The 21,247-nt window shown below is 67.0% G+C and carries 20 protein-coding genes; 8 read left to right on the top strand and 12 right to left on the bottom strand.

All coding sequences use genetic code 11. The features are described 5' to 3' along the window. The 6 genes from Q0C41_RS12385 to Q0C41_RS12405 form a co-directional block, all read right to left on the bottom strand. The gene (locus Q0C41_RS12385) at nucleotides 1-327 is read right to left on the bottom strand and encodes a PadR family transcriptional regulator (RefSeq protein WP_291984088.1); all 327 of its coding nucleotides are present in this window, start codon (nucleotides 325-327) and stop codon (nucleotides 1-3) included. 274 nt (nucleotides 328-601) lie between these two features. Continuing rightward, on the bottom strand, nucleotides 602-1,090 hold the full coding sequence (locus tag Q0C41_RS31410) for a PDZ domain-containing protein (protein ID WP_367079207.1): 489 nt from the start codon (nucleotides 1,088-1,090) through the stop codon (nucleotides 602-604). A gap of 89 nt (nucleotides 1,091-1,179) precedes the next feature. Next, the gene (locus tag Q0C41_RS12390) at nucleotides 1,180-3,726 is read right to left on the bottom strand and encodes an ADOP family duplicated permease (RefSeq protein ID WP_291984089.1); all 2,547 of its coding nucleotides are present in this window, start codon (nucleotides 3,724-3,726) and stop codon (nucleotides 1,180-1,182) included. After that, entirely contained in the window at nucleotides 3,723-4,037 is a 315-nt protein-coding gene (locus tag Q0C41_RS12395) for a helix-turn-helix transcriptional regulator (protein ID WP_291984090.1), read from the bottom strand. The genes Q0C41_RS12390 and Q0C41_RS12395 overlap by 4 nt, the downstream gene beginning before the upstream one ends. A gap of 224 nt (nucleotides 4,038-4,261) precedes the next feature. Further along, the gene (locus tag Q0C41_RS12400; protein WP_291984091.1) at nucleotides 4,262-5,401 is read right to left on the bottom strand and encodes a hypothetical protein; all 1,140 of its coding nucleotides are present in this window, start codon (nucleotides 5,399-5,401) and stop codon (nucleotides 4,262-4,264) included. A 117-nt stretch (nucleotides 5,402-5,518) separates the two neighbouring features. Further along, nucleotides 5,519-5,845: a hypothetical protein gene (locus Q0C41_RS12405; RefSeq protein WP_291984092.1), complete on the bottom strand. Its 327-nt coding sequence runs from the start codon at nucleotides 5,843-5,845 to the stop codon at nucleotides 5,519-5,521. A 308-nt stretch (nucleotides 5,846-6,153) separates the two neighbouring features. Here Q0C41_RS12405 and Q0C41_RS12410 point away from each other — a divergent pair, with 308 nt between their 5' ends. The 4 genes from Q0C41_RS12410 to Q0C41_RS12425 all read left to right on the top strand — a co-directional run bounded on the left by Q0C41_RS12410 (nucleotide 6,154) and on the right by Q0C41_RS12425 (nucleotide 8,367). Then, nucleotides 6,154-6,456 carry an SdpI family protein gene (locus Q0C41_RS12410; RefSeq protein WP_291984093.1) on the top strand — a complete coding sequence of 101 codons (303 nt, stop codon included), beginning with the start codon at nucleotides 6,154-6,156 and terminating at the stop codon, nucleotides 6,454-6,456. A gap of 71 nt (nucleotides 6,457-6,527) precedes the next feature. Then, nucleotides 6,528-7,073 carry a sigma-70 family RNA polymerase sigma factor gene (locus Q0C41_RS12415; RefSeq protein WP_291984094.1) on the top strand — a complete coding sequence of 182 codons (546 nt, stop codon included), beginning with the start codon at nucleotides 6,528-6,530 and terminating at the stop codon, nucleotides 7,071-7,073. Further along, nucleotides 7,070-7,444 (top strand): hypothetical protein, encoded by a 375-nt coding sequence (locus Q0C41_RS12420; RefSeq protein ID WP_291984095.1) that lies wholly within the window; start codon nucleotides 7,070-7,072, stop codon nucleotides 7,442-7,444. Before Q0C41_RS12415 ends, Q0C41_RS12420 begins: the two co-directional genes overlap by 4 nt. Next, a complete protein-coding gene (locus Q0C41_RS12425) occupies nucleotides 7,441-8,367 on the top strand; it encodes a hypothetical protein (RefSeq protein WP_291984096.1) in 927 nt (308 codons plus the stop codon). The genes Q0C41_RS12420 and Q0C41_RS12425 overlap by 4 nt, the downstream gene beginning before the upstream one ends. Nucleotides 8,368-8,373: 6 nt before the next feature. On the opposite strand, the gene Q0C41_RS12430 is transcribed toward Q0C41_RS12425, so the two are convergent. The 3 genes from Q0C41_RS12430 to Q0C41_RS31415 are packed head-to-tail and all read right to left on the bottom strand — an operon-like array spanning nucleotide 8,374 to nucleotide 12,051. Further along, on the bottom strand, nucleotides 8,374-9,021 hold the full coding sequence (locus tag Q0C41_RS12430; RefSeq protein ID WP_291984097.1) for a hypothetical protein: 648 nt from the start codon (nucleotides 9,019-9,021) through the stop codon (nucleotides 8,374-8,376). Then, on the bottom strand, nucleotides 9,018-11,681 hold the full coding sequence (locus tag Q0C41_RS12435; RefSeq protein WP_367079208.1) for an ABC transporter permease: 2,664 nt from the start codon (nucleotides 11,679-11,681) through the stop codon (nucleotides 9,018-9,020). The genes Q0C41_RS12430 and Q0C41_RS12435 overlap by 4 nt, the downstream gene beginning before the upstream one ends. 7 nt (nucleotides 11,682-11,688) lie before the next feature. Beyond that, on the bottom strand, nucleotides 11,689-12,051 hold the full coding sequence (locus Q0C41_RS31415) for a PadR family transcriptional regulator (RefSeq protein WP_367079209.1): 363 nt from the start codon (nucleotides 12,049-12,051) through the stop codon (nucleotides 11,689-11,691). 117 nt (nucleotides 12,052-12,168) lie between these two features. Here Q0C41_RS31415 and Q0C41_RS12440 point away from each other — a divergent pair, with 117 nt between their 5' ends. From Q0C41_RS12440 to Q0C41_RS12455, 4 genes are all read left to right on the top strand, one after another. Beyond that, nucleotides 12,169-12,549: a BlaI/MecI/CopY family transcriptional regulator gene (locus Q0C41_RS12440; protein WP_291984099.1), complete on the top strand. Its 381-nt coding sequence runs from the start codon at nucleotides 12,169-12,171 to the stop codon at nucleotides 12,547-12,549. After that, a complete protein-coding gene (locus Q0C41_RS12445) occupies nucleotides 12,546-13,844 on the top strand; it encodes a M56 family metallopeptidase (protein ID WP_291984100.1) in 1,299 nt (432 codons plus the stop codon). Before Q0C41_RS12440 ends, Q0C41_RS12445 begins: the two co-directional genes overlap by 4 nt. Before the next feature lie 261 nt (nucleotides 13,845-14,105). After that, on the top strand, nucleotides 14,106-16,079 hold the full coding sequence (locus Q0C41_RS12450; RefSeq protein ID WP_291984101.1) for a VWA domain-containing protein: 1,974 nt from the start codon (nucleotides 14,106-14,108) through the stop codon (nucleotides 16,077-16,079). A 663-nt stretch (nucleotides 16,080-16,742) separates the two neighbouring features. Further along, on the top strand, nucleotides 16,743-17,711 hold the full coding sequence (locus Q0C41_RS12455) for a M20/M25/M40 family metallo-hydrolase (RefSeq protein WP_291984102.1): 969 nt from the start codon (nucleotides 16,743-16,745) through the stop codon (nucleotides 17,709-17,711). A gap of 766 nt (nucleotides 17,712-18,477) precedes the next feature. On the opposite strand, the gene Q0C41_RS12460 is transcribed toward Q0C41_RS12455, so the two are convergent. From Q0C41_RS12460 to Q0C41_RS12470, 3 genes are all read right to left on the bottom strand, one after another. Beyond that, a complete protein-coding gene (locus tag Q0C41_RS12460) occupies nucleotides 18,478-19,170 on the bottom strand; it encodes a VOC family protein (protein ID WP_291984103.1) in 693 nt (230 codons plus the stop codon). A gap of 80 nt (nucleotides 19,171-19,250) precedes the next feature. After that, the gene (gene istB / locus Q0C41_RS12465; RefSeq protein ID WP_291984104.1) at nucleotides 19,251-20,012 is read right to left on the bottom strand and encodes an IS21-like element helper ATPase IstB; all 762 of its coding nucleotides are present in this window, start codon (nucleotides 20,010-20,012) and stop codon (nucleotides 19,251-19,253) included. Beyond that, nucleotides 20,009-21,121: a DDE-type integrase/transposase/recombinase gene (locus tag Q0C41_RS12470; protein ID WP_291984105.1), complete on the bottom strand. Its 1,113-nt coding sequence runs from the start codon at nucleotides 21,119-21,121 to the stop codon at nucleotides 20,009-20,011. Before Q0C41_RS12470 ends, istB begins: the two co-directional genes overlap by 4 nt. Nucleotides 21,122-21,247: the final 126 nt, after the last annotated feature.

Raw genomic sequence — 21,247 nt, forward strand, 5'->3', positions numbered from 1 at the left:
CTAGCCGGCGTGCAGGATGCGCTTTATCGACAGCGCAAACTGCTCCCACGTCGCGGTCTCCTCAGCAAGGCGACGCTCTCCAGCCGTGGTCAGGCGATACACCCGCGCGCGACGGTTGTTCTCCGACGTGGTCATCTCAGACTCGACGTCGCCGCGCAGTTCCAGTCGGTGAAGCGCCGGGTACAGCGAACCCTGGCTTGCCTCAAGCCCCTCACGAGAGATCTGACGAATGCGTGTCGCAATCCCCCACCCGTGATTTGGACCGAGCGTCAGAATCTTCAGGACCAGGAGGTCCAGCGTGCCTTGCAGCAAGTCAGTCTTCGGCATCGTCTCCTCTCGCGCTTCGAGGGGAGAGTCTGAACGATGACCTCTCGGAGGTCAAGAGGTCCCAGACTTGGGTCAAGGCAGCATGCGCTGCTCGCATCAGCAAGTGCGGGCTATTTGTCTCAGCGAAACGGCGGGGGCCCGGGATGGGCCACAGCAGAGCGCTCACAGGTGCATCTGCACAGAAGACAGCGGTGCCGCTACTTGTAGAACCCTCGAGATGAGGAATCGTTCAGCGCCGCGCCGGGCAGGCAGGAGACCACCAAGTGAAATGACCTTATTGCTGCTTACGTATCGCTTCGCCGGTTGACGTGGCGCCTACCGTCAGGCTGAGTGCGCGGCGGAGGTCGCCTCGCCTCACCGTAAGCTCAACTTTCGTCAAATGCGACCCAGCCTGAATAGCGAGGAGCCGCATCATCGCTCTGTCGGACCGGATCGGCGCGCCGTCGACCTCCGCAATCACGTCGCCGGCTGTCAGGCCGGCACTCGCTGCAGGGCTGCCTGCGCGCACAGCAGCAACGATAGGCTCCTGCTCGATCTTGAGGTAGGTGCCACCGTCTGGACCGGTGACGCTCGGGCAGGACGTGCACTCCAGAGAGAATCCGAGCCGTCCCGTTGATGCGTCAACAGCGTGTTGTGAACTCCTCACGTTCCACTCGCCGCTCTGAACGCTCTCCCGGGCTGAGCGGATTGGCTCGTGTGCTGTCGTGAACTGGCCTGCCAAGACAGTAAGTGCCGCCGACAGAGTGTGAACTCGCAAGAGCATGGTGGTTCCTCCAAGTCGCGCACCCACCGCCGCCTCAGAGCGAACGCGCTCTCTCGGCCTTCGCGCCGCTTTCCCAACGAGCCAGGCGCTCACTGTGCCCCATCCGGACGGAGCACATCTGCGATGTCAAGGCTCGTAATCCGTCGGGACGCCAGCCAGGCTGCCGCCCCAGCGACCAGCGTCGTCCCGATGACGACCATGAACGACACCGCGGGCACGCCAGCGTCTGCGCCGGCAATCAGGATGCGAAGCTGCTCGCCTTCAGCCCTCACGACGACAAGCCCCACCACGGCGCCAGCGCTGACCACCAGCAAGGTGCGTCCGAGCACGGCGCGTCTCACCTGTCCTGGCGTCGTGCCAAGCGCGAGCCGAATGCCCATCTCGCGAGTCTGCTGGCTGACGTTGAATGAGACGATGCCGTAGATCCCGACGACAGCAAGGAGCAGCCCAAGTCCGCCGAAGAAGGTAACGGCGGTGGCATAGAACTTCGGGCGCGCCAGCACGGCCTCCAGTCTCTGCTCCATCGTCTTTGCGTCGAAAATGGGTACCCTTCGGTCCACGGACTGGGCCGCTTCGCGAATCATCTCAAGACGGTCCCGAGCCGCCCCCCTCACCTTCGCGACGATCGTCATGGCTCGCGGGGCGCGGCTCACCGTAAAGATCTGCGGATCTTCGTCAACGGCGGCCCCGTACCGCAGCCCTCGGACTACACCGATGATGGGCATCGGGGTGCGGCCCTCAGCCGTGACTGCGCGGCCAAGCAGGCTCGCGGGCTCCCCGAAGAGACGCGCGAAGGCGTCATTCACGAGGACGAGGCCATCACCTGCCAGCAACTCGTCGCTCGAGAACTCACGACCGGCGATCACACGACCGCCCATGGTTCGGAAGAAGCCGGGCCACACGTTCACCGTCGGCACGATTGTGAGCGGTCCTTTGCCGTCGACGTTGAAGCGACCGCCGGCAAAGGCATCGGTATTCAGCGGCAGCGATTGCGTTCCGCTCGCAGCGTCGACCCCTGGGACCTGGCGGACTCGGCGCAGCACTTCCTCGTAGTACCCGGAGGCGCTCGCGTTGTCCTCGTACGGCGTCCCGGCCAACGAGACGTTCAGCGTGGCGACGGAGCGCACATCGTAGCCGCTGTCGGCGTGCACCAAGGCGAAGAACGCCCTGCCAAGCGACGCAGAAGCCGTCAGCAACACCACCGTGATCGCCACTTGGGCGGCGACCAGCACCGCACGGGCTCGCGCATGTCTTGCGCCCGCCGTGGCGGTCCGGCCGCCTGGGCGCAGGGCGGCGCGGGTCGCGTACAAGGCCGGCCCCACCCCGAAGATGAGTCCGGTCGCGACAGAGAGGAGAACGCAGAAGGCGAGGACGCGCACATCCAGCAGGGCGTAGGCCTGAACCACAAGCTGAGGCGGCTGCAGGAGTCCGACGACCTGAATGGCCCAGCGCGCAATCAACAGGCCCACCGTAGCGGCGATGAACGACAGCAGGAGTGTCTCTGTCAACAGCTGCTGCGTGAGTCTGGCTCGACTGGCGCCCAACGCGGTGCGGATCATGAGTTCGTTGGACCGACTGACGGTGCGCGCAAGCAGCAGATTCGCAAGGTTCGCGCACGCGAGCAGCAGGAGCAGCGCGACTCCCGCCATCAGCAGAAGCGCGGCATTTCTTACGTGGCCGGCCAGCTGTGTCTGAAGGGGTACCAGCGCCGGCCGGTTCACCGCGTCGCGTTCCATACTCGAGGGATCGCGCCGAACGGCTTCCGCCTCGAACGCCTGTCGCGCTGCAGCCCAGCTGACGCCGCCCTTGAGGCGACCGACAGTCGTCCACATCATGACGGCACCCGTCTTCGGGATTCTCTCGAAGTCGAAGGTGGTCGGCGTCCAGATTTCGGTGTGTTGCGGGTAGTCAAAATCTGGCGGGGCAATGCCGACGACGGTGAGTGCCGTTCCGTTCACGCGCAGGGTAGAGCCGACGGCGAGTGCGTCGCCTCCAAAGAGTCGCTGCCAGATGCCATAGCTGATCACTGCGACCGCAGTGCGCCCCGCCACGTCCTCGCCAGCCAGGAACGCACGGCCAAGCGCCGGCGGTCGGCCCAGCATGGAGAAGAAGTTGGACGACGTCTCTGTCAGGCGAAGTCGTTGCGCCACGTCCACGCCGTCGACGTTCACGTCGAATGTGTCGTGAAGTGCAGCGTCGGCGAGGTAAGCACTCTGTTGCCGCCAGGTGTGGAACTCGTCTCGAGGTGGCCCGAAGTTCTGCAGGATTGCCAAACGCGACGGGTCGTGGAAGGGCAGCGCTCGAAGAAGGAGCGCGTTCAGGACGCTGAAGGCCGCGGTGTTGGCGCCGACGGCGACGGCAAGCACGACGACCGCCACGGCGGTGTGTATGGGGCTCCTTCGCCAGATCCGCAAGGCATGTCGCGTGTCCTGCCACACTTCGCGGGCTATCTGCGTCGGCATGGAGATCAGGAAATCTGCCAGCATCCACAGCCACAGCCGCGCGACGTCTCGTCTACGACGCACGGCCTGGTAGTCGTCGCGGAACTGGCGCTCGAGTTCCGTTCCGAACTGCTCGCGGAAGTTCGCGGGATACAGCTTGATGAGCAGGCGATAGAACTTCAGCGAGGCACTCATGAGTGCCCTTCAGCCGGAACGGGGCGCCCGAATCGGGCCGTCGCGATGTCCACCAGCTCGCGCAGCCGGGCGGTTTCCGCCTGCGCGACCTGACGTCCGAATGCCGTGACCCGGTAGTAGCGCCGCCGCTCATCGTCGAGATGTGGGTCAGGGCGCTCGTCCGATTCTTCGATCAGGCCTTGCGCCAGCATCTTGCTGATCGAGCCGTACAGTGCGCCGGCCGCGAGATTCACCTTGCCGTTGGTACGCCGAGCGATGTCGCGCTTGAGCGCATATCCGTGACGCTCGCCTTCAGCCAGGCTGAGCAGCATGTGAAACACAGCCGCCGGCAGCGGGAGCAATTCCTCGGGAGTCGGTCTCTTCACGATTGACGCACTAGAACACTTTTTGACCTAGTGGGTCAACCGTAGACGAGAGGGGTTCGGTCGCCACCCGCTGGGCTGACCGCGCCACGGGAGTAGTCCCGCGCTCGGGGGGAGACGGATGCGTGACCGGGATTGGCCACAGCGAGAGAGCTCACAGAAAGAACGTCAGGTCAGGGGCGCGTCACCTCACCGGGGACGGCGAACTCGCGCCGCAAGGCGAACGGACCGACGCGCCGGGTAACCAGCACGCCATAGACGACGAGGGCCGGCAGGTCTGACTCGCGCCGCCAGGACAGCCGGTGCTGCCGCAGGATCACCTTCGTGTCGGGCAGGGCGCGGTGCAGGGCGTCGATGACGGTCCACTGCTCGGGCGTCGCCGCTTTGGCGTCGCTGCCCTCGATCACGAGTTCGGCCGGCGGAATGACGATATCACTGCGGCCGGTGACGTGGCGCAGGTGCTCGGTGAGGCGCGCGAGGCCGTCGAGGGCGTAGCGGGGTCGGTCGTTGACGGCGGCGAACGCCTCGTCCGTCAGTACCGCGATCACCTCGGACTCGGGCAGCAGGTCAGCCGCGTGGCGCGCGCGCTGGTCGGGAGTGCCGTGGGTGTTGACCCACTCGGCGATCACCCGCACCTTCTCGGCATGCAGCGCCTCCTGCTCTGCTCGACGCTCGCGGTTCTGGACACGGCGCGCCTCGAGGTCTCGCTTGAAGCGACGGTAGGCCTCAACCGGCAGATCACGTGCCCGACCCGCGTCCCGCTCCACATCGAACGTGAGGCGGCCGCGCTCCGTGCCGATCAGGCAACGGCGTGGACTGGGAGGCGGATGCGGCAGGGCGCGCTGTGCGTGGTCGGCGAAGAACGCCTCGGCGATCGAGGCGCGGTAGTCCTGGTCCTCGTCCTGACGACGCAGCCGGCTCGCGGTGCGCGCCCCCTTGAACAGACGCTCCAGCTCGTGGTTCCGAGCCGCGTCGCGGAACAGGTCCTCGAGGCTCGGGGGCATGTCGTACACAGGCGGACCGCTGTGGCGCACGACCTGCTGGTCGTCGCCCAGCTCGAACCGCGGCGCCAGCTTGAGGCGCGCGATGCCCTGGGCGTCTACGGTCACCAGATGCAGCCGCGTCGTCGGCACCTGAACCTCCAGCCGCTGCGACGCGCGGCCGTCTCCCCCACTGAGCAGCGAGGCCTTGCGTCCGGCCTCCGACAGTGTGTACTGCGCGGTCACCGTGAGCGCGCGCGGCGTGACTACCGCGTGCAGCGTGGGGCTGTCGCTCGGGGACGAAGAATGCACGTGGGCCGCGGCAGTGTCCATGATCGACTCCTTGCATACAAGCCGGGCCGCGCGAGCGCGGCGGAATCTGTCGAAGACGAACCGGGTCCGGATGGGAGGCCTGAGCCTCACCATCCGGTACGCCTGAAGGACGAGCGGTCAGTCGGCCGCGACGCGGGTGTACGCGTCGAGGATGAGCTCCCGCATCGTGTCCTGCGCGCTGGCGTCGCCATCAGTGGGACGGAGCAGCGCGAAGCTGCGGCGTTCTCCGTTGACGGAGTACACGCGCGCCGGGAACGTCACGTTGCGACCTCCGTCGCGACGTTCCCAGATGGCGAAGCCGATCAGACGCAGTCCCGCCAGGGGACCGCTTGCGGCTTCGAAGTGCACCTCCGCATCGGCGAGCTTGCCCTGGGGCGAGTTGGCCGAATCGTTCGGAAGGATGCGGACGGATACCACGTTGACGTTGCCATTGGCTTTGGACATGTGGACCTCCAGAAACACGCCGAGGGTCTGGACCGTCGGCGCGGGCGCTGCCTCGCGAATCGGATGTGATGCGCGAGACAAGGTGGGACGCACGGGCTACTGAAGCGCGTGCGTGGACGAAAGCTCGTCGCGGCCCGCCTGGTGGAGGCTGCTTGTTTGTAGAACTCGCGAAACGGCGAGAATCTTACGGGTCACGTAGAATCGCGTCCTGAAGGCATATAGGTGGAGCGCGGAGACGTGACTCTGGTCCAAGCGCGCCACAAAGCACGGTGTCAGACTGGCGCCAACAACAATGTTGAGGTGGGTAGATGCAGCTTCTCGGACCCGTGTTGGTGTTCGTGCTGTGCGTTCCGCTGATCGCGCGCCTTGTGCCGATGAACCGTCTTTACGGCTTTCGCACCGCCAACGCGATGCGCTCGCCTGAGGCGTGGTATTCCGCCAATGCCACGGCTGGTCTGATCATGGCGACGGCTGCCGTGCTCTGGCTGGCATGGCACCTTCTCGCTCCACGCCTGGGTGTCGCTGAGGGCAGCACCCAGTACGTTGGTCCGGCCCTGCTGGTGGCCGCGGTGCTCATCTCCCTGTGGGCCACGAGGAATGCAGGGGCCTGACGTCGGGGCCCCTCAGACACCCGCTTTCCCGGGGCCTGTAACGAAACGGCCCTCTCGGCGCAAGTACCCACGTGACGCCGCTTCCCGAGCCGCCCGCGCCGGACACGCTCCGGGCTCACCTTCGCCAGGTCTACCGCGACCGCGCCGGTGATCTCTTCGCCTTCGCGTATCGCCTGACCGGTTCCGAGCGCTCCGCCGAGGATGTGGTGCACGAGAGTGTGCTGCGGATTCTCGATGGACGCTGCCGGGTGGACACCGCGCGAGGGCAGCTCGCCCTGCTGCTCTTCGGGGTGGTGCGCAATGTGGCGCGCGAGCAGCGCCGTCAGGCAGGACGGGAAGTCGACAGCGAGCCGTCTCTGCAGGCCGGCGTCTCCGGCCAACCGGAGCACGTCCTTGCGGTCCGATCCGCACTGGAGGCCCTGTCTGCCACCGACCGCGAAGTGATCATCCTGTCCGCGTACCACGGCTGCTCGCCTCGAGAGATTGCCACGGCACTGGGGAGTACCAGCCTCGTCATCCGTGTACGTCTGCACCGCGCGAGAGGGCGCCTGCGGCGCCTGCTCGAGGGACGCGACGCGAGCGACGCAAGCGTGGCTCGCCTTGGAGTCCGACCATGACCGACGACCTGAACGAGAGACTGGCCGCCTGGGTCGCCCCACCGCCCTCGGAGACCACGCGCCTCCGCCTCGACGAGCTGCTGACCGACCCACGACTTCCCGGCCCTTATGAAGCGAAACGCTCGCGATCCGGGCTGCTGTCTCTAGCCTACGCCTCGGCCCTCGGACTGCTGCTGCTGATCGTGATGCAACAGCCCGCGGCCCTGCCTGCCTTGACGAGCCATGACCTTGAGCTGAGTGGGCCCTTGGTCGTGACCCCAGGCCTCCCTGTTGCGTCGCAGACGACCGCGACGGCGGTCAGCACCGTCGACCTGGAGGGATTCCAGGCGATCGACAACCCGCGTATCCATGTGAACAGGAGCACCCCATGAATAGTCGACACAGGCTCGGAACGATCGCGTTGATGGCCTGGACGATGGGCGCCCCGGTCCTGGCCCAGACTTCCGGACCAGCGGTGGCGCGGATCACGGTGGCGGACGGCATCGAGCTGGAGCTGTCGGTGACCGGCGTCCGGCCGAACGGCCGTGACCTTGAGCCGCGCGTGCAGGTCCAGGATGGCGACGTCTATCGCATGATCGTCGACGGCGACGGCTATGCGCGGTTCGCCTACGCACTGCGACTCGAGGCTCGGACCGGCGGGGTCGAGTTGCTCTTCCGGCCCGTTCGGCTGCATGAGGCCATGCAAGCGTTCGCGCCACGCCAGCGGACGTATGTCTCTCCGTTCCGGCTTGATAGCGGCCTCGCGACGTTCTCCGATGTGCAGTCGTCCGGCACGATTCGTCCTGGCGACAGCATCACTCTGGATCTGTTCGAGCAGCGCGAGACAGGTCATCGTGTTGGCGACGTCGTGAAGGTGACCTCGGTGTCCGTCGCGGGCCTGGCACGGCTAGCGGCCTTGCGCACACGCCGAGAGGACAACCGCCCCGTGCTGACCGTCGCCGGCATGACGATTCGCCGGGCAGGTCGTGTCCTCAACGCGGACCGACCGGGCACGTTGGCGACAGCGCACGCCGTCGGCCTGGGGCTGGGCGAGAAGAACGGGACGGTCTTCTTCAGCGCCGAACCACCGCAGACAGAAGTACCCTACGGCGTCGCGACCATCGACGGACGCGTCCTGCGCTTCACGCTCGACGGCGTCGAGTACGAATGCACGGGATCCGAGCCTGTCGGGCCCCCCGGCCTGTCATCGGTCTGGATGTATGTGCTGCGCGAGCCGCTGCCCTATGTGAAGGGGTTCTTTGTGGCGGGCGGCGACAGCGTCGATGTCCTCATGAACCCGCGTCGCCGGCAGTGATTCGCCTCACGGCTCGAGCCGTCTCCTGAGTGCCAGCAACACGCTGGTCGTGCTGGACTTGCTCGACAGGGGCGCACAGAGGCTCTCAGCGACGACTGCCGCGGCAGTGGTCGGTGGGCCTGACTCGCACGCCGTAGGTCCAAAGTCGAACCACGCGACAGCAAGGCGGGCGCTGTCCGCGTCGCGTCGCAATGCGTTCCACGTTGGGCGCTGCGCATCGGTCACGGTCGCCGCGCGGCCGACCATGATCACAGCCTTAGGCCCTGGACGTGTCGCGAGACCGCTGATGACGCCTCCGAGGCTCGCCACCCGCGCCCCGGCGGCCATCTCGGGATTCGCAGCGCCCTTGAACTCGAGGTGACCAGCCCGAGCCGCCTCACTGACCTCACGAAGCCGTCCTCGGTCTTTGGTCAGGTCGATGTTCAGGCCGGCGGGCCCCACGGTGACGATGCCGAACGCTGCTGACGCGCCCAGCAGGTCGCGCTCGAGCGTGTCGATCAGCTCGGCGACGCGCGGGCCGTCACCAGGGCGTACCTGCGTGTCGTCGATGAGCATGACCACCGTGGCGGGCCCCTGCGCGAGCAATGGCGTCCCGAGGACAACGCCGGACAACATGATTCCGGCGAGCAGTGAATACGGCGTTCGAAGACTCATGTGCGTCGTTCCTGTCTCAGCAGATCCATCGGCGTGGTCGCGACGGCATGGCGACACGCGATGTAGGTGGCCGTGACGACCAGACCGATGACCAGCACTACCGGCACCACATGACTCTGTGCGTCGAGCATCTCGAGGTCCGATAGATGCGCCTGCGCGAGATGGCTGCCGTACCTGGCGGCCGCCACGCCAAGGCACGCGCCAAGCGTCGCCGCGATGACGACGGCGCGCATGATGCGCCTGACGGCGCGCGCGATGGGTTCACCGAGCGCGAGTCGGATGCCCAGTTCTCGCTGCCTGCCTGCGACGACCGTACGGATGATCGCGATCGTGCTGAGCGCGGTGAGCAGCAGCGCGACGACGCCGCCTGCGGTGAACACGCGCGCGAAGAAGCGCGGTCGCGCTCGCCAGCCTCGAAGGCGGTCGCTGAACGGTTGCGGGAGCGGCACGGCCGCGAGCGGCTCGACCCGCCTGATGGCGTCTTCGACCGCGCCCTGCGCCTCTTCGCGCGACAGGCGCGTCCGCACGGCCAGCGTCATAGGCAGCAATCTCTGCCGCCACATCGGCGCGTACAACATAGGAATGGCCGGGACGGTCTCGCTGAACCGGATGTCTCGCACGACCCCCACGATGCGATACGGGGCGCCGAACCACGGCGTGTCGACACTCTGTCCAAGGGGCGAGGCGTTCCCGAAGAACGCGCGGGCGCCCGTCTCGTTGATGACCGCCACCATGGCACTGGACGCCTCTTCGTCCGCGCTCGGCACACGGCCGGCGACGAGCCGGGCGCCAAGCGTGGAGAGGAACTCGCGACTCATCGGCACGACGCCGCCGCGCTGCATGTAGTCGGAGCCCTCGCGCCCACGGATGGAGGCCCATGGCGGATCGCCCGACACGGGGACTTGCATGCCCGCAGCGACGGACATGATGCGTGGGTCAGCAGCGACTTCATCGACAACAGCGCGCCAGAATTCGCCGCGTGACGTGGATTGATACCGTGTCAGCGGCAGCCTGGGGCCCACGAAATACAGGTCCTCTTCCGCAATGCCCGTGCTTTCTCGGGCAATGGCGGCCGACGTCCGTACGGCGGCCGTCGCGGCGACCAGGAGCACGACTGCCAATGCTGCCTGGGTGGCCACCAACGCCACGTGCACCCGCGTCGAGCCACGCCAGTGCAGCGTCTCGACAAGCCTCAGCCGAGTCACGGTACGTCGGCGGAGCGCGATGCTCACCGCGAGCACGAGCCCCACAAGAGACACGGCGATCGCCTGCGCGCCACCCCAGACCATCACTCGCCGCGGAGAGGTCGAGGCCAGCATCGCGAGGCTGCGATCCATCGTGTGGGGCACATCCAGCCAGTGCGCGATCCCCAGCGAGGTACCGACCACCACCGGCACTCCGATCGCCGTCGCGAGCATGCCGTGCGCCAGCAGACGTCGGCGCAGCCGTGCTGGCGTGTCACCAAGCCCGAGGCGAACGGCGACCTCTGGCAACTGGCGTTGGAGGCGCGCGATGTGCAGCACAGCGAGGCTGAGCGTGCCCACCAGCAGCAGGGCGATGGCGGCGCCTGCCATCAGGCGGAAGAACGTACGGTCGTGCCCGAACATGTATTCCCGCAGGGGCACGACCTCGGCCCGCACCTCGCGGATCGGCGTGTTGTCGGCATGCACGGCCGCCACACGCGCGGCGATCGTTCGTTCGGCCTCCTCGCGCGTCAGCCCTGCGCGGAGTCGGCCGATCGGGCCGAGCATCCACTCGGTCGTCACGTCGCGGTCCGGCGCAATGAACGTGGGCGCGAGCACCTTGGCGAAGGACGGCATCACCAGGTCGGCCTTGTAGACGCCCACGATGTGTAGATCCTGCCGATCGCCCTTGATCACGCGGCCGAGACGCTCGTGCGATCCGCCAAACGCTCTCCGCCATAGGCCTTCCTCGATCATCGTCGGCAGCGGCCCCTCGGTCGTGCGGAAGTCCTCGTCGTTCAGGAGGCGACCAGCGACCGGGACGATTCCGAACAGGCGCGTGGCATTGACCGACACCATCGCGCCCTCCCAGATTTGCGGGCGCTCGGGCGTCGTGAATGCCGTCACGCGGCCGGGCCAGACCGAGGTCGGCGCGTCGACGAGGCCATCCAGCGCCTCCACGAACTCCCCGGGCAACCGGCCGAAGCGCTTCCCTTCCGCGATGGAGAATGGCAGCACCACGACCATCCGGTCCGCCTGGGGGAACGGCAGCGGCTTGAGGAAAGCGGCGTCCACGACCTGTAGCAACGCCGTTGCCCCGCCGACCGTCAGGGCGACAACGAGGATCGTCAGGGCCACGAAGGCGCGGCTACGCCACAGGACTGAGGCGGCGCGGCGCAGACCATCGTCACCGAATGGCAGGCGCTTCAGGAGTTCGTCGACAACCACGAGGAGAGGACCGGCCCCGGCAAGGGCAGGCGTCCTGGCGTGGGCGATCTCGCGCGCCAGTCCAGACCAGTCCGAGACCTCGCGGCGAGCTCGCTCGACCGCTTCCTCAGGTGTGCCGCCTGCCCGGAGCACGGCATCGTGCACGTCCTGGAGCTGCGTAGCAATCTCGTCGATCACGGCAGCCGGAATGGTGGCGCTGCGATCTGCGGGACAGATGTGCTCACGAACGTAGGCGCGCCAGTCAGTCACGGCGTGGCTATGCCTGGCGGAAGCGGGCCACGCGGTCGAGGGCTTCGAACAAGGAGTTCCACCCCCGCCGTTGCGCCCCGAGCGCTGTGCGCCCCGCGGCCGTGAGGCGATAGAACCGCCGCCTGCGCTCGCCTGCCTTCTCGACCCATCGGCCCTCGACCAGTCCGCGCCGCTCCAGCCGGTACAGCAGTGGATACAGGGAAGGCACCTGGAAGCAGATCTCGCCTCCAGACCGTTGCTCAATCAGTTGGGCGATCTCGTAACCATGGCGCTGACGCTCCTCGAGCAGTGCCAGCACCAGCATTTCCGCGCTCCCCCGCTGCAGGTCGCGAGCATTTATGTCGTCACAGGACATGTAGCGATCATACATATTGCGAGAGCCTGGTCAATCGGTCGGCACTCGGCGTGCGGAGCGGCGACAGCGTCCACGTCCCCGCCTGGCATTGGGGAACTTGACACACGAATTCTTTCGTACTAATTAATTAGTATGCGTCCTTCGTCTGAGACTCTGACCGTCCAGGAACTTGAAATCATGCGCGTCATCTGGTCGACAGAAGGCGCCACGGTGCGCGACGTGTATGAGGCCCTTCTCGACACGCGGTCCATCGCCTACACCAGTGTGCAGACGATGATGAACGTCCTGCTCAAGAAGGGGCACCTGGCGCGGTCACCCGGTGAGCGCGCGCATGTCTATACGCCTACCAGGCCCAAGAGTGAGGTGGTGACGTCGATGGTGCGCGAGTTCGTGCAACGGGTGTTCGAGGGCTCCGCTCGCCCGCTGCTCGTACACCTCGCCAGCGACGAGGGGCTGACGGCCAAGGAGCGTCGGGCCCTTCGGGCGTTGGTGGATGGCGAGAAGAAGGCATGACGCTCTGGTTGCCCAACCTTGCTGTCTACAGCGCGCAGCTGCTTGCGCTTGCCGTGGCCGCCGCGTGTGTGTCGCGCCTGTTCGTCCTGCGGCACCCGACGTCAACGGCCCAGTTCTGGCACCTTGCCCTGTTGGGCGCAGCAGCACTGCCTTTGGTACAACCGCGCCTGTCTGCCGGCGCGGCTGACAGTGCGGTCCGTGTTGTGCCCGCGGTGCTGGGAACCGCGAACAGCGCACATGCGGCATGGCCAGCGATCACAGGCGTCCTGTGGCTCGTGTGGATGGTGGGAGCCGCCTGGCAGGCCGGCCTGCTCACTCTAGGGCTCCTTCGGCTGCGTGGGCTCCGGAGGCGGGCGGTAGACGTGGGTGCCCTTGGACCGCGGGTATCGCGGCTGAACGCGCTCCTGGGTACCGACGCGGACGTCCGCCTCTCCGACGAGGTCCAGGGGCCGGTCACATTCGGGCTACGGCGGGCCACCGTCCTCCTCCCGCTCGCCACACGCGACATGGCGTCTGACACGGTGGACGCCGTGCTCTGTCACGAGCTGCTGCACGTCAAGCGATGGGATTGGCTGTGGACCGTGGCTGAGGCTGCGTGGGCATCGCTCCTGTGGTTCCACCCGGCGGCGCGCTATCTCGTGTCCCGGTCCTCTCTGGCTCGAGAGCTCATGGTGGACGCGCAGACCATTGCCGTCACCCAAGACCGTCGAGCGTACGCGCAGGCACTCCTGCAGTTTGCAGGCAACAGCACACAACCGGCGACGGTCGCCACGCCGTTCTTCACACGCCGGCATCTCCCCGATCGCGTGGCATTCATCGTCAACCAGGAGGTAGGCATGCAGCCAAGAGGTAGATTTGCCGTAACCAGCGCCGCGCTGACCGTTCTTGCCCTCGCCGTGACCCTCGTCATCCGAGCGGTGCCGATGCTGTCGGCTGCAGGGCACGACGACACGGCCGTCAGAGTGGATGCGGTCCGCTCGACAGAGCCAGTTTCGCAGGCCTCGCGCCCCGGCAACGGCACGACGGTGCCAACGGTCGTGCACCAGGAGAAGCCTCAGTACACCGCTGAAGCCCTGGCAGCGAAGATTCAGGGTGACGTGATCCTGGATGTCGTGGTGCTTGAGAATGGAACGGTCGGCGAGGTCAGCGTGGTCAAGTCGCTGGACACGGTTCACGGCCTCGACAACGCCGCGATCTCCACCGTGAAGCGATGGCGCTTCGAGCCAGGGACGCGTGACGGAAAGCCGGTGTCGGTGACGGTCGCCATCGCGGTGACGTTCACGCTGAAAGACTGACCCCCTCTACCAGTCCGCCACACCACCACTGCAGCCCGTCAAGGGGCGTGGCCGGGCGCCGCCGGCCACCTGTGCCACACTGTCGTCGTACTCGAACATCACGACGCGGCACTGTGTAGCTGTGCACCGAGGGCCGCGTTCAACCTGGACGTGGGTCGGGAAGTCTCCTGCAGAATGATGCTACGAATCGCTCGCGTAGTCGGTGTGTTGGTGGTCTGTGCAGCCTGGACGAACCCGACTGCGGCGCAGTCGCCGAGGGGCGTGCCCAACTTGGCGCTTCCGGATGCGCCGCAGCGGCCGTCGCTCGACTCGCCCGCATTCACGGTCAACGTGACGCGTGTCGAGGTCAGTGTGCTGGTGCACGACAGCGACGGTAAGCCCGTGACGGGCTTGCGGGCCGACGATTTCGAGGTCCTCGAGGAGGGCGTCGCGCAGACGGTGCGGTCGTTCATCCCGTTCACGCATCCGGCGAAGGGACTGGCCCTGCCTGAGCCCACGCTGCCGCCGGTCACAGGTGCGTCGCCTCCGATAACGATCCCTTCGCCAGCCTCAAATTATTTCGCTGCCGAGTCGCGCGTGTTCGCGCTGATCCTTGACGACCTGCACGTCGATGTCCGGCGTACCGAGGTAGCCCGCGCCGCCGCACGGCGGTTGGTGTCGCAGCTCGAGCCAAGCGACCTCCTGCTCGTGGTCACCACGAGCTCGACCGACTCGACCGGGTTCTTCACACGCGACCATAGGTATGCGACGCGGATGATCGACACGTTTACCGGGCGGCGCCTGTTGGACAAGACGATGTACGCGAAGCGGTATCGCGACAACCACACCGACAACGAACGCTTGGACCACTACCAGCGCTTGTGCGAGCGGCTGCAAAGTGTCTCCCTCGCCTTGCGTGAGATCTCGGGACGACGAAAGACGCTAGTGCTGCTGAGCGAGGGGTCGTCCTACGGCGCGGGGATGTCGGATATGGAGGTGCGGATTCCCAGCGCTCGCGGAACCGACCGGGTCAACGCCGGCAGCGGCTCGCTGCGTCTGATGAACGACGTGCTCGCGGCGGCGGCGGTGGGCAACGTGGCCATTTATCCGCTGAATCCCAACGGCCTCGACGTGCCAGACGCCGACCTGATCCAGGTATCAGGGCTGCAGGCCCCCGTCTCTGCTGGCGAGTACAGCGACATCCTGCTGGAAGCCCGCCAGTCCCGAGAGATGGCGCGGGACCTGGCCACGCTGACTGGTGGCGTCTCCTTGATGGACACGAATGACCCACTCGGCGGGATCGACCGCGTGCTCCAGGATGCCAGCACCCACTACGTACTGGCCTATGAGCCCGAGCGCGCGCTCAAGGCGAACGAGTATCGAAGCATCGAGATCAGGGTCAAGCGCAAGGGGGTGCGCGTGCTCGCCCGTCGCGGGTACCGCGCGGCGGGTGCGCCGCCGACGCCACCGCTGAAAATCCCGGGCAGCCTGACGGCAGGTCTGCGTCGTCTCCTGTCAGGCGTCTTGCCAGAGGATGGGTTGCCTATAGGGGTCGAAGCCGTGCCCGTCGCGAAGACTGGAAGGAACACCACGATGGCGGTGATCGTCGAAATCGACGGCACACGCGTGGGCCAGCGCACGTCTGACGGCATCCTCGAACTCGAGCAGGGTGTGCTCACCGTGAACGAGTCGGGCAAGGCGGCCAACGGCACCCGCCGCCTCGTGACGCTTCGGCCTACTGCCGGCCAGTGGACGGTACTGGCCGCCTCGAGTCTGCGCAGCGTGTGGGCCGTGGACCTGGCGCCCGGCCGTCATCAGCTCCGCGTTGCCGCCCTCCAGTCTGGCAGCAGCCGCGGCGGGTCCGTGTACCTCGAGATCGTCGTCCCGAAGGACCCGTACTGGCCCACCGGTTTCCTGGTCGCCTCGCGGTTCCTCTCGATCGTGCCGACCCCGTTCATCGATCCACGCCTGTCTCGCTGGACAGACCTGGCGCCGACCACCGCGCGTGTATTTCCGAAGGGCGATGTGCTGTCGGTGACGGCTCCACACGACCCAGAGAAGGGGCCCGCGCACGCACGCCTCGTGCTGCCCGACGGCCGGACCGCGTGGGAGGGACCGAGCCAGCCGCTCGAGGGGACGAACGCCGTCCGGTTCGTCGTGCCACTGGACGAGGCGGTGAACGTGTCGGCGCTGGTCGTGACCACCAGCCATGGGACGCAGCGACTGCCGGTGGGCATCATCGCACCGGAGAACTAGACATGCTGCGTCGCCGTCGACCTCCGCGCTATCCTTGCTGGACGATGGCCGTCAGCCTCAGACGGTAACCTTCGGGACCGACCTCATATGAGCCTACCGCTGCCTTCAGCACGCGCCTCGGCGAGTCGATCGTCTGGTTGTTGGTGGCGAGCGCGACTCCTGCTGCTTATCGCCATCGTCTGGTGGTCTACCCCTGCCCTTCGCGCTCAGCGACAGGCAGCCGATGGCACAACGGGGACGGCGTCTCGCATTGAGCAGCACATGCGGGTACTGGCCCACGAGCGCATGCGAGGCCGACTCTCCGGGACAGCGGAGTACGCCAGAGCAGCACGATACGTATCTGACGTCCTGCAGAAGTACGGAGCCCGGCCACTGGTCGGGGACGACCTGCGGGTGCGCTTCGACGCCACGCGAACAAGGACCGAGGCCGTCGCATTGGAGGTTCGTGCTCGCGACGAACCAGCGACTCGGATACCACCTGACCAGCTCTGCGTCGTGCCTGGAGCCGGTGAGACGCTTTCGCTAACATCGCTAGCCTTCCGAGAGCTCAGCGAGTTCGCCGCCACTCAGATCGCGCATATGGCCTGGAGTGAATCAGGCCCCTTGCCAGGAACCACCGGCGTGGCAGGCGAACTCAGCGCGCGTTACACAGAGAAGCGGAGGATGGCACGCGCGGCAGGAGCGGTCGCATTGCTGATTCTGCTGCCGGACGCGGTCAACTCTGCAGAGTGGAGAGGCCGACGGACCTGGTGTAACCAAGGCGAGCTGCGGCCTTCATCGGTCGGTGCTGCGCTACCGGTGATCTTTCTGAGTCAGGAGGCGTCCGCCGTCGTGAGGAGCGCGAGTACCTCGGACGGCGAGACGGCAGAAGTGCAGCTGACGCGCTCCAGCCGCCCCCACCGGGGGATCAATGTGGTCGGCCGATTCGGGCCGGTGTCGTCCGAAGCCATCGTCGTAACGGCGCATCTCGATCACATTGGCGTGGTCGCAGACGAGACGGGGCGCCGTCGCATCGCACCCGGTGCGGTCGACAACGCGTCGGGCGTGGCGGCACTCTTGGAACTTGGCCAACGACTCGGTGCAGTGACATCGCCGTCGCGCACCGTAATCCTCGCGGCCACGGACGCTGAAGAAGCGGGTTTGGTCGGAAGCATGGTGCTGGTCGATCAGCTCGCTCGAGTGGGTCTGAAGGTCGTGGCCAACGTGAACATCGACGGCGCCACGTTGATGCAGCACCGACTCTTTAACCTTGTGGCGCTCGGCGGGAAGGACTCGCAACTCGGGGAGCTCGCGGTCGATGCCGGACGGGACGTCGGCGTGGAGATGGCCCTTGAACACACGCCCATCGCCGGAAGTGATCACTTTCCCTTCGCGATGGCCGGTATTCCGGCGGTCTGGCTCGTCGCCGGGACCAAGGCGAACGTCGACGGCATGGACGGATACGCGCTACAGGACCGCTGGATGAGAGAGGTCTATCACTCCCCGAAGGACAGCATGGCCCAGCGGCTAGACTTCACGGCGGCGGCGCGGCTCCTTGACGTTGTCGAGGCCTTGGTGCGTCGGCTCGCGGGCGCCGGCCAGCCCGCACCCGAGTGGCATGCCGGCGCCGTCTGGTCGACAGAGAAGCGCTGACCGGCTACGGAACCCTTCGAGCCCTCGGCCTGCTACTGCCCGGCACAACGGAGGAGCGGCGAAGGACATCAGGGTCGAGCGCTACGACTCCGTCCCCGGCTACTCGCCGCCGGCCACCGAAGAAGCACGCCGGCCTACGACTTCTGCTCAGAGAGGGGCGCACCGCACTTGCTCGCAAGCTCGGAGATGACAGCGGCGGCCCCGACGGCAATATCAGTTGGGACCGCGATAGACGCATCATTCACGTCATCCTGTGCGGCCGCGCCGTTGACGCCGGACCCGCTCGAAAGCCAGCGCGCGTCCGGCACCTTGTGCAACGCAAAGTTCGTCACACCGGACGAGGCAGGGCCATCCGCCCGCTCTACGCGCGCTACCTCTGCGAGTGGAATGCGAATCGTGCCGCGAGTGCCCACGGCCGTACGAAGGTAGGGATCGCGAATGGCACTGCGCTCGAGATGGTCACGCACATGTTGTCCAACTCACGGTGCCGGTGCGGACGGCACCGAGCCGAGCATCGGTGAACTCCCGCGCATGGCCTTTGATGTGTGCCGTGCCACGCGGAGATGACGTCGCAGAGAGTCTACCTTTGGCGGCGCTGCGATACCGAAGTGTAACCAAGCAGGCGCTCCGCGACACCATGCGGCACCACTGTGAACGCTCACAATGCGCAGGCCATCGTGAGACGAGGCGGAAGACGGTACGCCCGTGCCGGGAAGCGTGAAGGAGACGCTGGAACCAACGGGCTCGGATGGGGCGGCCGGCCTCGTCACTTGTCTTCAACGAGTTCGATACGCAGTCCGTCCGGCGCGGTGACAAATGCGGTCCTTTTTGATCGCAGCGTGTACGGAGCGCCCGGCGCTTGGACAGACGAACCGATCGAAAGATCACTGAATGCATCGACGGCAAAGGCGACGTGGTCCACGGTGCCCGCATCCCGGGACGGTGCGATCGACTCGCTGGTGACGTGCAGCGCCAGGGTGAGGCCATCAAAGCGCACGATTGCCGTCGTCATGCCTTCCTGTGCCGCGTCGATATCGCGGGAGACCTCTATCGACCCGCCAAGCACGTCGCGATACCACTCGGCCGCGAGTCTGGCGTCGCGCGTGCGGACGTGCAGGTGGAGCTCGGCCGAGAGAGACGCGTACGGCGGTGCCCAGTCCACTTCCTGTGCGTAGTGCTGGCGATACGACTGACCGAGGCTGACCTTGCCCCACCCCATCTGCCAGACCACAGCGCGGGCGCCTCGGCGGTCATTCGCCCCGGGGCTGAAGAGAAGCACCGACCTGGCGTCTCTAACACCTGGGTGGCCCCAGAACTCACCGCGTTCGACCTGTCTGGCGACGAACAGCCGTGCGTAGTAGTCGGCGAACTGGTTCGGATCGCCTGGCACCAGGTGAATGTGATGGATGCGGGCGCCGCTCAGAAAGTAGACCAGTCGGCCGCTCGGAAAGTGATCCACCCGAGGGGCCTCGATTGTACGCGGAGCGAGCCGCGGGGCTCGCTGTCCCGCCCTCGGTGCGAGGCAGGCCGTGCGCCGCGTCACGCGGCGCTGGTTCTCCGTTTCTTCATGCGATAGCTCTTGCCCTTGGTCGTGATCACCGTGGCGTGGTGCGCGAGCCGATCGAGCAGCGCTGTCGTCAGCTTCTCGTCGCCGCCAAAGACGGTGACCCACTCGGCAAACGCCAGGTTGGTGGTCACCACCGTCGCGCGGCGCTCGTAGCGATCGGCGAGCAGGTTGAAGAGCAGTTCGCCGCCGACCCGATCAAACGGGACGAAGCCGAGCTCGTCGACGATCAGGACGTCCTGCGTGAGCAGCCGTCGCTGCAGGCGCCCGAGCTCGCGTCCATCGCGCGCCTCGAGCAGCTGACGCACCAGGTCGGCCGCGCGCACAAAGAGCACGCGTCGCTTCTGCCGCGTGGCCTCGACGCCGAGCGCGATCGCCAGATGCGTCTTGCCCGTGCCGATGGGGCCGGCGAGGATCAGGTTCTCGGGGCGCGTCACCCACTCGCCGCGCGCCAGCGTCTGGATCTGCGCCGGGTTGACGCCTTCGGCCGACGCAAAGTCAAACGTGTCGAGCGTCTTGACCTCGGGGAAGCGGGCCTCGCGGAGCCGCTGCCGGATGACCGACTCGTGGCGTGAGACCTGCTCCGCGCTGAGGACCTCGTGCAGGTAGTCCTCGTAGGTCCAGTGCGCCTCCTGCGCCTGCCGGGCGAGCGCTTCAAAGTGCCGCGCCACGCCCGGCAGCTTGAGCGCCCGCGTGTGCGCCACCACGAGATCGCGCGTGATCGTCGGCGCACTCATGCGGCACCGTCCTGGAGCCACTGGTCGTAATCGGCGGCGATCCCGCTGGCGACCTCGATGTCGCGCAGCGTCGCGGGCAGCGCCTCGTCGTCGAGGGCGACGGCGCGCGTGGCGCGCCGCGGGAGTCGCACCGGGGCGCCGGTCCGCAGCGCTTCCTCGAGGCGAGGGATCACGGCCGACGCGCCCTCGGCCGTCAGCACCCCGAGGATCGTGGCCAGCTGCCGCGCCGCATCGAGGGGCGTGTGATCGGCGACGAGCTGATCCCACACGGCCGGAAAGGGCGCGCCCAGATCGCGCAGGAGATCCGGCAGGATCTCCCGCACGGCCTTGGGCTTGGTCGCCAGCGCGCGGAGGTAGTGCCGGTAGTCGATCGAGCGGCCGCCAAAGGGCTGGCGGGGATGGGTGATGCGCGTGCCGTCGCGGCCGACGATCGTCACCGCGGTCGCGCCCACCCACGCGATCAGATCCAGGTCGGCCCACTCGCACGGCACCGAGTACCACGCCCCGTGCACCTGGCCCAGGGCCCGCGGCGAGATGCTGACCGTCGTCGGCGCCTCGGCGACAAACGGCACGTCGAGCGGCCGCAGCCGGCGCGCTTCCTCGGCAAAGCGTGCGGCGATGGTCTCGGTGGTGCCGGCGCGCCGCGTGTCGACACGGCCATCGAGCTGCGCCAGCAGCGCCGTGTTGATCGCGTCGAGCGAGTCGGCCGACGGGATGGGCGTCAGCGCCTGCAGGCGCACCGCCTTGCCTCGCGCTTCGACGCCGCCCTTGTCGTGGCCGACGCCGGGCCGACAGAAACTCGGCTCATACAGGTAGTGCGAGACCAGCGCGGCAAAGCGCCGCGTGAGCGCGCGCTCACGGCCGGCGAGGCTCTTGGCCACCGCCCGCGTGAGATTTTCGTAGGCGATCCGTGCCGGCACGCCACCCAGGTGCGCAAACGCGCGGACGTGCCCGTCCAGGAAACTGATCTGGTCCTGCCGCTCGTAGATCCAGCCGAAGTCCCGGCCGGAGTACATCAGCCGCAGCAGAAAGAGCCAGGCCTTGCGACGCACGCCCGCGACGTCCACGACGACCTCGAAGAAGTCGACTTGCGCGTGCTCGTTATGCAGAGCTCTGCATAACGAGGATTATGGAAAGTGCCGCGTTATGGTGAGCATCCGGCCAGGCGGCGGATTCACCGCCGCCTGGTGCAGCCCGGTGGCGATCGGCCCTGCGCATAACGGCTACAGCGCCTC

The organism is Luteitalea sp. (genome assembly GCF_022842525.1).
GTDB lineage: Bacteria > Acidobacteriota > Vicinamibacteria > Vicinamibacterales > Vicinamibacteraceae > Luteitalea.